Annotated in this window: 9 protein-coding genes, 1 tRNA gene and 1 riboswitch; of the genes, 5 read left to right on the top strand and 5 right to left on the bottom strand. The window is 43.6% G+C overall.

The window, feature by feature from the left end:
* The first annotated feature begins 164 nt into the window (after positions 1-164).
* A riboswitch (PreQ1 riboswitch) is annotated at positions 165-209 on the top strand.
* A gap of 85 nt (positions 210-294) precedes the next feature.
* From queC to queE, 3 genes are read left to right on the top strand one after another with little or no spacing between them, the layout of a single operon-like run.
* Entirely contained in the window at positions 295-960 is a 666-nt protein-coding gene (gene queC, locus ACXADE_RS04555) for a 7-cyano-7-deazaguanine synthase QueC (protein ID WP_474979329.1), read from the top strand.
* Positions 960-1,430, top strand: a complete 471-nt coding sequence (gene queD / locus ACXADE_RS04550) for a 6-carboxytetrahydropterin synthase QueD (protein ID WP_474979328.1) — start codon at positions 960-962, stop codon at positions 1,428-1,430. The genes queC and queD overlap by 1 nt, the downstream gene beginning before the upstream one ends.
* Positions 1,420-2,151: a 7-carboxy-7-deazaguanine synthase QueE gene (gene queE, locus ACXADE_RS04545; protein WP_474979327.1), complete on the top strand. Its 732-nt coding sequence runs from the start codon at positions 1,420-1,422 to the stop codon at positions 2,149-2,151. Before queD ends, queE begins: the two co-directional genes overlap by 11 nt.
* Before the next feature lie 64 nt (positions 2,152-2,215).
* Here the strand turns inward: queE and ACXADE_RS04540 are convergent, their stop codons facing one another.
* The 3 genes from ACXADE_RS04540 to ACXADE_RS04530 form a co-directional block, all read right to left on the bottom strand.
* Entirely contained in the window at positions 2,216-2,932 is a 717-nt protein-coding gene (locus ACXADE_RS04540; RefSeq protein WP_474979326.1) for a phosphatase PAP2 family protein, read from the bottom strand.
* 61 nt (positions 2,933-2,993) lie between these two features.
* Positions 2,994-3,968 (bottom strand): bile acid:sodium symporter family protein, encoded by a 975-nt coding sequence (locus tag ACXADE_RS04535; RefSeq protein ID WP_474979325.1) that lies wholly within the window; start codon positions 3,966-3,968, stop codon positions 2,994-2,996.
* Positions 3,969-4,094: 126 nt separating this feature from the next.
* Entirely contained in the window at positions 4,095-5,354 is a 1,260-nt protein-coding gene (locus ACXADE_RS04530; RefSeq protein WP_474979324.1) for an L-lactate MFS transporter, read from the bottom strand.
* Positions 5,355-5,536: 182 nt separating this feature from the next.
* Here ACXADE_RS04530 and ACXADE_RS04525 point away from each other — a divergent pair.
* Together ACXADE_RS04525 and ACXADE_RS04520 are read left to right on the top strand one after the other, a co-directional pair.
* Positions 5,537-5,609 (top strand) — tRNA-Ala (locus ACXADE_RS04525).
* Between the two features lie 302 nt (positions 5,610-5,911).
* Positions 5,912-7,936 carry a methyl-accepting chemotaxis protein gene (locus ACXADE_RS04520; RefSeq protein WP_474906509.1) on the top strand — a complete coding sequence of 675 codons (2,025 nt, stop codon included), beginning with the start codon at positions 5,912-5,914 and terminating at the stop codon, positions 7,934-7,936.
* Between the two features lie 992 nt (positions 7,937-8,928).
* Here the strand turns inward: ACXADE_RS04520 and ACXADE_RS04515 are convergent.
* Together ACXADE_RS04515 and ACXADE_RS04510 are read right to left on the bottom strand one after the other, a co-directional pair.
* Positions 8,929-10,344, bottom strand: a complete 1,416-nt coding sequence (locus ACXADE_RS04515) for a sodium:solute symporter family protein (RefSeq protein ID WP_474979323.1) — start codon at positions 10,342-10,344, stop codon at positions 8,929-8,931.
* A gap of 398 nt (positions 10,345-10,742) precedes the next feature.
* On the bottom strand, positions 10,743-11,327 hold the full coding sequence (locus tag ACXADE_RS04510; protein ID WP_474979322.1) for an anthranilate synthase component II: 585 nt from the start codon (positions 11,325-11,327) through the stop codon (positions 10,743-10,745).
* Positions 11,328-11,355 lie beyond the last annotated feature (28 nt).

Below are 11,355 nucleotides of genomic sequence, written 5' to 3'. Positions count from 1 at the left end.
CCCCGCAGCCCCTACCCACATCGCAAAAGTCTCGAAATCAAGTCTCAACAATCCTGCCCTAGTGTTTAATAAAGCTGATGCGGGTAATTGAATAAGTCAGGGTTTCCAGGGGCATATTCTCGTGTTAAGATGAGTAGGGTAAATGAAATAAAGTCTGCTTCAGGGCAGGAGAGGTTCTAGCGACACCCTCTATAAAAAACTAAGGATGGAACTGTACCTTGCCTTAGGTGCGGTTTTTTTATGGTTTTGGGTGTGTAGAATTCTCTTTTTCAAGTATGGAAGGAGAATTTTTTTATGGAAAATAATAAAAAAGCGGTGGTCGTATTCAGTGGCGGCCAGGACAGCACGACCTGCTTGTTCTGGGCATTGAAGAAATTCGAATCTGTGGAAGTCGTCACCTTCGATTACAACCAGCGACATAAAGAAGAAATTGAAGTAGCGAAAGAAATCGCGGAAGATCAGCAGGTGCGCCATCATATCCTTGATATGTCTTTACTTAACCAACTCGCTCCTAATGCTTTGACCCGGGATGATATTGAAGTGAAAGAAGGCGAAGATGGTGGTCTTCCTTCTACTTTTGTGCCGGGAAGGAACTTATTATTCTTATCTTTCGCCACCATTCTTGCGCGTCAAATAGGCGCCAAGCATATTGTCACAGGAGTTTGTGAAACAGATTTCAGCGGCTATCCAGACTGCCGGGACGTTTTCGTCAAATCGTTGAACGTCTCTCTGAATCTATCCATGGATGATGAATTTGTCATCCACACCCCTCTCATGTGGCTGGATAAGGCAGAAACCTGGGAAATGGCAGATGAACTGGAAGCTTTTGATTACGTTAGGGAAAAAACGCTCACTTGCTATAACGGAATCCGAGGAGATGGATGTGGGGAATGTCCAGCATGTGTGCTCCGACAAAACGGACTTCAGACTTACGTTTCCCGAAAAGAGGTGGCTGAATAATGTACGGATTCACCATTGTCGAGAATTTGCAGAAAATCGATGAGGATATTAAACGCCAGGAGTTGAAATACCACCAAAAGCGTGTGCTGGTCAGTAAGGAGTTCACTTTTGATGCTGCCCATCACCTACATTGTTACGAAGGCAAATGTAAGAATCTTCACGGTCACACCTATAAAGTGATCTTCGGAATCAGCGGATATGTAGATAATATTGGATTGGTCATCGATTTTGGTGACATTAAAGAAATTTGGAAAGAACAAATCGAAATCCACTTGGATCACAGGTATTTGAACGATACCTTGCCTCAAATGAATACGACCGCAGAAAATATGGTGGTCTGGATTTATGAAAAGATGGAAGAAGCTTTGACTGAGGATACTAATGGATGTCGTGTAGAATTCGTAAAGCTTTATGAGACACCGACAAGTTACGCCGAAGCCAGACGGGAGTGGATGAGTGATGAATCATAAGTTCCCTGTGCTTGAAATCTTCGGACCTACCATTCAAGGAGAAGGTATGGTCGTCGGAAGGAAGACGATGTTCGTCCGCACGGCAGGCTGTGACTACAGTTGCGCCTGGTGCGATTCCGCTTTCACTTGGGATGGCAGTGCTAAACATGATATCGAACGGTTAACTTCTGAGGAAATCCTGGACCGCCTTTTGGCGATCGGTGGAGAACAATTCGACCATGTCACCATTTCCGGGGGTAATCCTGCTTTGTTAAAACATTTGCATGAACTCATCACCCCTTTGCACGAAAAAGGAATAGAAGTAGCGCTCGAAACACAAGGGAGCCGGTGGCAAGATTGGTTTATTGACATTGATGATTTGACTATCTCCCCTAAGCCTCCCAGCTCCAAAATGGAAACCGACTGGGAGAAACTCGATGAGATCATTGAACGCCTGACAACATCGGATCGAATAAACCATACAAGTTTAAAAGTCGTCATATTTAATGAAGAGGATTTGACGTATGCCGAACAAGTCCACGAACGGTACCCAAACCTCCCATTTTTCCTCCAAGTCGGAAATGATGATTTAGAAGAAAGCGAGGCTGATAACCTTGCCAGTCACCTTCTTGATCAATATGAGTGGCTGATTGATCAAGTCGTATCCTCATCCAAACTGAACAGAGTCCGCGTACTCCCTCAAGTCCATGCACTTGTTTGGGGCAACAAACGAGGCGTATAAAAAAGCTGAAAGCACTCTTGTGCTCTCAGCTTTTTCATTGAGAAAAAGTAAACCATCCTTCACTTTAAGAATCTGATGCAACACGAAATCCCTTCGATTGTCTTCTCCTTTGGTTCCATATCGTGATTTCTAATGCCGCTATACAAACAAGGAGCCAGGCAAGCCCGAACAGCATCCCACCTAGAACATCCGTGAAGAAATGGACCCCAAGATAAACTCTGGAAAGACTGATGAGCATCATTAATAGTCCAAGAGCCACATTTACCCCCCACTTCCACGGTTTCTTCAATGGACTGATCACTATTAAGTATATGAGAAACCCGTAGAACACAACGGACCCCGTCGTATGCCCACTGGGAAAGCTGAATCCTGTGCCATCGTACTCTGCCAAAACCTCCGGTCGCTGACGCTCAAAGGTTACTTTCAATAGTTTGGTCAACGAACTAATACCGATCATGATGATTGCATAATAGATTCCCACCCACCTGCTGAATGGAGAAAAAAATAAAAGATAGATCAATAATATCACTGAGGCGATGGTAATCAATAATACGGACCCAAGCTCTGTCACCCCGCCCCAGAAGGTATCCATCCATGAAGTATCGATAGCGCGGACTATATCTGTCGCTGCCTGATCGACGATGAACTTTTCCTGTTCAAGAATTTCTGCGGCAAGTTCTGTGAAAAAATAAACAGCTCCCCCCACTATTACGAAGCCTGCCAATATAATCACAATTGATGCTTTTGATAAATCTGACACTTTTGTTCCTGAAAACAACATCACGTTTCCTCCTGACTACCTCTCCGCTTTTATTATCCTCCCTTCCCTTCTTCCCTTGCGGTTAACCTTGATCAAGGCCTTCTCCGTCAACTGATGCCCGCTGCCGATCTGATCGTTCAAAAACTTTCCCTGTAAAAGAAGCAAGTACCTGTTGGAACAGCATTCCAACAATGACCGGAACAGCAACAGGAGCAGGAAAATAGGTAATGGCAATGACTGCTCCGCCGCTGATATTCCTCATTCCGCTGTTATACGTTAAGGAAATAGCCCCCGCTTCGTTAAGCTTCAACACCTTAGCTGTGACATAACCTATGAAATATGCCAAAATGGCAAGGAAAAATACGGTTGCTGCAATCTGAAGCAAATGTAAATCAATGTTTTGAAAATATGGAGCGACCGCAGCGCTGTTAATGGTAACAACGGCGCCAATGCCTAATTTTGTCAATGGAGCTGTGTTCTTTTCGAGCTTTTTAGTAAACGCTTGGTTTCCCCACTGGTTCATGCTCATTCCAGCCAACGATGGTATGACAATCATCCATAATAGACCGATCATTAGGTCCCAGACATCCATTTGAATGGCATTCCCGACAAGAACATACATCACTAATGGAACAATAATGGGGGCAAGCAGGGTATCTATCAAAATAATCGATAGGGTCAGGACAACATTCCCTTTGTAAATAGATACCCAAATCAACGACGTAATGCCGGTTGGGATCACAAATGAAAGAACAAGCCCTATGGTCGTATGAGGATCATCTTGAAACAATAACCCACCAGCACCAAGAGCAAGGAATGGCATAAGAATATGTAAGACCAGAATACACCCAATCAACCCAAGTGGGTGTTTAAGAACTTTCTTCAAGTCCGTAAAGTTAGATCCAAGGCTCCCTGTGAATGTCATGACCGCAAAAATCCAAGGGACAAGATAGACCAGAGCATCAAAAACAGTGGAAAAAAACACTCCGATAACTACAGCAGCTGGTGTAATAATTGGCATCATTTTTTGCAATACTTTATTGATTGGTTGAATCATTCATTTATTCCCTTCATTTTCCTCTTTTGTTCATTTTTCTCCAACCTTCCCCCTCCATACACTCCTTGGTTTTATGCTTGCAACATAGAAACCCGAATGTTTTCACACCCGGGCTCCTTTTCCAAACTAGGCTGTCTTTTCTCTGCTCTCCATTGCTTTCCGCTTCTTCCGTTCATCGACCTTCGTAAGGATGGATACAACAAGGGCAATAACAAACAAGCCAGAGAAAAATATCAGGCTGTTTTCATAACTTCCTGTCGTGTCCTTCATCCAAGCTGCAAAAATAGGTCCGGCTAGTCCGGCTGCTGCCCATGCTGTCAAAATGTAGCCATGGATTGCCCCTAACTCTTTCGTTCCGAACAAATCCCCGATAAATGCAGGGATGGTAGCAAATCCTCCACCATAACACGTGTAAATGATGGAAAATGCAATGACGAAAACCCAAGTCGCTGTCGTCCAAGGCAGCACGAGAAATAAACCGATTTGTAGAACGAAGAAGGTAATATAAGTATTGGCACGCCCAATATAATCAGAAGCACTGGCCCATCCAATTCTTCCAAGTCCATTGAAGATACCCATGACACCGACAAGTGTAGCCGCTGTGGCTGCAGATACTCCTACACTTTCCTCCAAAAGCGGCTTCGCTGCTGAAATAACAGCAATTCCACATGTCACATTAATGAACAACATGGTCCATAAGAAATAAAAGCGTTTCGTCTTCAACGCTTCCTTAGCCCGAAGGTTGGCCAAGTCCTGTTTTTTCGTATCCGTTTCTTCTTCTGGGTCATAGCCGTCAGGCGTCCACCCTTCAGGAGGTCTGGACATGTAAAGGGAAGACCCGATCATGATAAGAAAATAACTAATCCCCAAAATGTAAAAAGTGGCAGCGATTCCTACAGAATTGATTAAAACATCCATCACAGGACTCGCGATAGCAGCTGCAAATCCGAATCCCATAATTGCCATCCCTGTCGCAAGTCCACGTCGGTCAGGGAACCACTTGACTAACGTAGAAACCGGAGCGATGTAGCCGACACCTAACCCAACCCCTCCTAGAACACCGTAAAATATGTACAGCATCCATAATGATCCTGCATTTACAGCGATTCCTGAACCTGCGACACCAATTCCGAAAAAAATGGCGGCTGTGATTCCAGCCACTCTCGGTCCGTACTTTTCTACAAACCACCCTAAAAAGGCTGCTGATAATCCTAAAAATAAAATAGCAATACTGAAAGTAAGCTGCACTTGACTGGCTGACCAGCCAAATTTCTCACTTAATGGACCTGTGAAGTTACTCCAGGCATACACAGATCCGATGGAAATGTGTATCCCGACCGCTCCCAAAGCGATCAGCCAACGATTTTTAACTTTTCTTTCCGACATTTTTTCACCCCTTTCATTTGTTACCTGTGTTTTTCCTATAATCTCAATTTCTAAACAAATTTCCATTTATTATGACAAGTATCCATTCCTAACCTCTATGGCCATACAGTGGAGAAAAGAATACAAAAATCTCTTGATTTTTTCCTTCTATCTCTATAAAATAATAATTGTCGAAAAAATATGGGGCATTAGCTCAGCTGGGAGAGCGCTTCGCTGGCAGCGAAGAGGTCAGCGGTTCGAGCCCGCTATGCTCCACTACTTAAAACCACCCTTTCAACAATTGGAAGGGTGGTTTTTTTATTTGTTTTGCCCTTTACTTCACCAGAACATTGAAAGAAAGCCAGTGCCTCCCCCTTCCCCCATCCACATTTTCTCCAACGAAAATAAATGGACATGCCTTTAAAATAACCCCCCTTAGCATGAACCGACCATAATTGAAGGTTTTATCTTCTGAAAAGTGAAAAAATCTATTGAATTTAACGTCTTAAAGTCCGATAAATGTAAAAGAACGATAAAGTTTTATTCCTTATTTTTTTACATATGAATGGAGGTACCTCATGTTAAGAAACCGAAAGAAGAAAAAAGAAGGCTCCTTTTGGAACCGCACATTGCAGAGACAGATATTAATCCCATTCCTCACCTTGATCATTGCCGCCGGTATCATTATCGGCTACGCCAGTTATACGTTTGGTGTCTCCATCACGACTGATGAACTCACGGGCAATGTAGAAGAGCAAATGAATTCATTGAATGAATCCTTCGATTTATTTTTCCAATCCCAGGAAGATATCGTCAACCATTATTCAGAGGCTCAAGGATTCATCAACTATTCTTCCCAGAAAGATACCGTCATTCGCCGATTGGATGACATCCGTGCTTCCAACGAAATCATTAAAAATGCCTATATGGGGGTTGAGGAAACGGGTGAAACCATAACAGATACTACTTTATCCCTTCCTTCCGATTTCGACCCCAGAGAGCGACCATGGTACAAAGATGCCGTTACTAACAAAGGAGAGCTCATATGGACCGCGCCTTATCTTGATACCAATACAAATGAAACGATCATGAGTATTGCACGCGCTGTTGTTGATGGCAATGAAGTCGTCGGGGTCCTTTCTCTCGATATCAATATGACGTCTCTATTGAGTTTAGTAGAAGACTTAAAAATTGCGGACACAGGATATGCCGCCATCCTTTCAGGAAATGGAACATTCCTCTCCCATCCTGATCCAGAGCTTGCCGGCTCCGATGTATCGCAGGAAAGCTACTACCAGAAAATTATTGAACAGAACCAGCCATCAGGTGTGGTCACTTATGAATATAACGGAGAAGATAAAACATTAGGATACTCAATCAATGAGACTACGGGTTGGATCATCATGGGGACCGTTTATAATAAAGAGCTGGAAGCAAAAGGGGCAGCAGTCCTTTTACCGATTGCTATCACTGTCGGTATCATATTAATTCTTTCTGTGATTGTTTCTTTCCTTATTGCCAAACGCATCCGCCGTCCGATTGTTGCCTTGCAGGAGAAAATGAATCGAGTTGAATCCGGGGATTTGACCGTGAATCTCTACCAAAATAGAGCTGATGAAATCGGACAATTATCGGCCTCCACCCATCAAATGAAAGAGAGTATCAAAAATATCATCGTTCAACTGCAGGGGGCGACCCAAGCGGTATCGGATCAAAGTAATAATTTAAAACAGTCCGCTGATGAAGTCCGGGAAGGTAGTGAACAAATCGCCTCCACGATGGAACAACTGTCATCAGGTTCAGAATCACAAGCCCATAGTTCCTCACGCTTGTCTGAAATGATGGATACATTTGTAAACGAAATCAAGGAAGCGAGACAGAACGGGGAAGTTGTCGCGGCTTCCTCACAAGAAGTTTTATCCATGACAACTGACGGCAGCAGGATGATGCGTCAATCGGTTGATCAAATGCAGAACATCGATCAAATTGTGAAACAAGCCGTCGATCAAGTACGCGGGCTGGACGCACAATCCCAGAAAATATCCAAGCTTGTGCAAGTGATTCAGGAAATTGCCGAACAAACGAATCTATTATCGTTGAACGCTGCTATAGAAGCTGCACGTGCAGGGGAGCATGGGAAAGGCTTTGCCGTTGTTGCAGATGAAGTCCGGAAATTAGCCGAGCAGGTCACACATTCAGTTGAAGATATCACTGGGATTGTCACAGGGATTCAAAGTGAATCTACGAACGTTGTCACCGCTTTACAGCATGGGTATAAGGAAGTCGACCAAGGGACAAAACAATTGGAAATGACAGGTCAAACGTTTGAAAGTATTGAAGAAGCTGTGACGGGTGTTGTAGCTAAAAGCCGGCAAATTTCTGAGAAACTGAAGAAAATCTCGGAAGATAGTTATGAGATGAACGCTTCTATTGAAGAAGTCGCTTCTGTTTCCCAGGAATCAGCCGCAGGTGTCGAACAAGTGACAGCTGCTGCCCAACAATCCAACAGCTCTGTCGAAGAAGTTTCCCAAAGTGCCGACGAATTATCTTCCTTATCCGCCCAGTTGGATGAACAAATTCGTCAGTTTAAAGTCAATGAATAAAGATTATTGGCAGTTTTGTTAAAGAGAAATCCACATGTTTTCCATAGCAGGAGGAGTTCAGTGTAAGTATGAAAAGAATACCAGCGACCCTGATTCAAGACATCGCCCCCCTCTCTTTATTGCGGTGCGTTTTCAATGCATATATGTAAACAAACATTCATGATATTGAATCTGGAATAAAAAAACCTCCCGATTACGGGAGGTTTTTCAATATGCTGTTTTACTTTGAATGAAAGTTTCCTGTTGTGCTTCTCATCTAACTATAAGGCTCTGTTAAAGTTCAGTGTTGATATTTGCAGCAACGGATGGAAGGGACAATGAATGATAGGATGGTAAAAAGGGGTTTATTTCCAAGCGCCGAAACCTTTAGATGATCTACTTTTACGATCCAACCATTGAATCTTGTTGGATTATTATTTCGAAACGGAGCCTTTCGCTAAAGGACAGAATTGTTAAATACTTGATTTCGAGACTTTTGTGTTGTGGATAAGGGCTGCGGGGAATGACTCGCTTCCCGCAGGAGTCTCGCCATTCTCCTTCGCCCCTTTGCCATATAAGTGTCTCGAAACCACTTTCAGAAGTAGACGCTCACTATACGAATGGAGAGCTATATCACTAATCTCCATCGTATAGATGGAGCTCATAACCGCTTGTTATAGAACACTTCCTTACTATAGATAGTAATAGTGGAAGGTGCTCCTTCTTGGTGTAGGGGTTCGGTTCTCGCATGATCCAATGGGGTGGTTGGGAAGCTGCGAGACTCCCGTGGGAGATAGGAGATCGGCGAGATCCCGCAGGGCGTAGCCCAAGGAAGCTCGGCACTCCCCCACCGGAAATCGAGTAGCTTCCCAGCCACCCCTGACGCTCAACCAGACAATGAATCCCTGGAACATCTCGAAATAGAGTCTTCAAGAAAAGGAATTTTAGTTCAATAAGCCAACTATAAAAAAAGTGCGCAGAGAAACGTTTCTCTGCGCACCTCTTATATAACTTTAAGAAGCTTTCGTCGCTTTGGCTGTTTGAGCACCAGGGGTAGTCGTGAGTAATGTAGCTGCAATCAGTACGATTACCGCTACAGGGACTGCGACAACAACACTGTTCACTTCAAACGGCTGCCCAAGAATAATCTCCCAAGTCAATGTGGCTACAACACCAGCAATCATGGAAGATACACCGCCCACTGCATTAACACGTTTCCAGAAGAATACGGCTAGTACAGCTGGGGTCAGGCCTGCTCCATAAACAGTATAAGCGTACATTTGAACACTCAAGACCGTAGGGAAGTAACTGATAATAACAAAAGCGAATATACCTAGAGCCACAATGAAGATCCTCGTCATGGCCAGAAGCTTTTTGTCAGAAGCTTCTTTATTCACATATTTCCCATATAAATCATACGTCAGGTTCGTCGCTGCAGAAAGCAGGTAAGAGTTCCCTGTTGTAATGATGAAAGAAGCTGCCGCTGCAAGCAGAATGCCTCCGATTGCTACAGGCATTGCTACCGTCGTTGCCATCAATGCCATACCAGGATCGATATCCGGGAATAGAGAGCGGGAAGCAAAGGCAATCAGGGAAATGGATGGCGAAATGACGATCATGGCAATCAGCCACCCCATTTGAGCACGCTTCGCAGATTTATCTCCTTTGGAGGAAGCAAGACGCTGGTACATGTTTTGGTCACCAAGCAATAAGAACAAGGAAGGCAGTAGATAACCGATCATTTGAATCGTCGTCAAACCACCAGTCGCACTCATATGGGACTCCGGCACATTAGCCACGACTTCACTCCAACCACCTGCGACCATAATGATTGTAGGAACCGTGATGATTAATCCACCGACCATGAGGAACCCACTGATCGCATCCGTTTGAGATACAGATCGCAGCCCTCCGATCATTGCAAGGAATATGATCATGGCAGCCCCGATCAATGTCCCCGTCTGCACAGTCATGCCCGTGGTTAAGTTAAGAATAAATCCGAAACCTTTCATCTGATAAGAAACGATACCGACATAAGCAAGAATGATAATAACACTCGCAAGGTTACGGGATGTTCGACCGTATTTCGCCTCTAAAATGCCCGCTACGGTAAATTTACCATATTTACGGATTTTAGGTGCTACGACATAAAGAATGATAATACCGACTAACGTTGGGAGCATCATCATCAAGGAAGGTAGAATTCCGTAAGAGAAAGCCATCGACGTTTCCCCGCCAGAAATACTTCCACTTCCTGTCCATGTGGCTAGAAGCGTTCCCATCAATACAAAAGGTCCTAAACTTTTACCGGCTAATACGAAGTCTTCACTGCCGGCTACTTTCTTCGACATAAATATCCCTATGCCGACCATTAATATTCCATAGATTGCTATAAACCATAACAAAGTTGGATCTTGTTGCAGTTCCATAACTACTAAATCATCTCCTGATGTTTTTTGTTGGCTGGTTCTTGTTGAGCTTTGTTATACAAAATATCGGCCGATATGTACTTGCCCTTGAACACAACGATATTAAAGCTAACATATATTTGCTTTTTGTGAAAACGGCATTTCCAGGGGTGAAAAACGCTTATTTGATGCGTTTTAAGTACATTCCATTTTTTCACATACCCTTTTGAAAGCGATAACCTCAACTGTTCAAAGAATTGCTCTATTCTTATGAAATTTCTGTTAAATCCCTTGTTCTCAGACAGAATTTTGTACTAAAATTAGTCATATATACCTATAAATGAACAAGGTGTTCCCCTAAAAAAAAGACAGACTTCCATAGGGGAAACCTGTCTTTTTCTCTTTACTCTAGTGAAAAATTAAGGAATGATTGCCTTCACCCGATGTTGAACGACATTTTTCAATAACTGTCTACCTTCTCCTGTCCCGATCGACTCCGGGTGGAATTGTACCCCTTCAATTGGATATTGAAGGTGGCGGATGCCCATCAGTTCCCCTTCTACCGTTGAAGCCGTCACTTCAAAGCATTCAGGAAGGTCAGAAAGCTCCACGATCAACGAATGATAACGCATCGCTTCCATAGGGTTGTTGATTCCTTCGTAAATTCCTCTCCCATCATGGAATATTCGTGAGGTCTTTCCGTGCATCAGTCTCTCAGACCTCACTACACTTCCGCCAAACACTTGAGCGATTGCCTGATGCCCTAAACAGACACCAAAGATCGGAATATCTCCTTTGAACGTATCAATCACTTCCTGGGTGATCGGGGTTTCATCAGGAGAACATGGACCCGGTGATAGAAAAATCAAATCCGGCCTAAGTTTATCAATCTCCTTGATTTCCACCTCATCATTTCTTTTTACAATGACTTCTTCCCCAAGCTCTCCAAGGTACTGGACAAGGTTGTAGGTGAAAGAATCATAATGATCAACCATATAAATCACTCTGCTCCACTCCTCTCAGCTCTTAAAG

The organism is Halobacillus sp. ABR2_026 (genome assembly GCF_056158545.1).
The sequence above is the reverse complement of the archived record's forward strand: the minus strand, read 5'-3'. Positions and strand labels throughout refer to the sequence as shown.

Bases quoted from the DNA above. Each gene is read 5' to 3' on its own strand.
- queC (WP_474979329.1), top strand. From the start codon at position 295: ATGGAAAATAATAAAAAAGCGGTGGTCGTATTCAGTGGCGGCCAGGAC.
- queD (WP_474979328.1), top strand. From the start codon at position 960: ATGTACGGATTCACCATTGTCGAGAATTTGCAGAAAATCGATGAGGAT.
- queE (WP_474979327.1), top strand. From the start codon at position 1,420: ATGAATCATAAGTTCCCTGTGCTTGAAATCTTCGGACCTACCATTCAA.
- ACXADE_RS04540 (WP_474979326.1), bottom strand. From the start codon at position 2,932: ATGTTGTTTTCAGGAACAAAAGTGTCAGATTTATCAAAAGCATCAATT.
- ACXADE_RS04535 (WP_474979325.1), bottom strand. From the start codon at position 3,968: ATGATTCAACCAATCAATAAAGTATTGCAAAAAATGATGCCAATTATT.
- ACXADE_RS04530 (WP_474979324.1), bottom strand. From the start codon at position 5,354: ATGTCGGAAAGAAAAGTTAAAAATCGTTGGCTGATCGCTTTGGGAGCG.
- ACXADE_RS04520 (WP_474906509.1), top strand. From the start codon at position 5,912: ATGTTAAGAAACCGAAAGAAGAAAAAAGAAGGCTCCTTTTGGAACCGC.
- ACXADE_RS04515 (WP_474979323.1), bottom strand. From the start codon at position 10,344: ATGGAACTGCAACAAGATCCAACTTTGTTATGGTTTATAGCAATCTAT.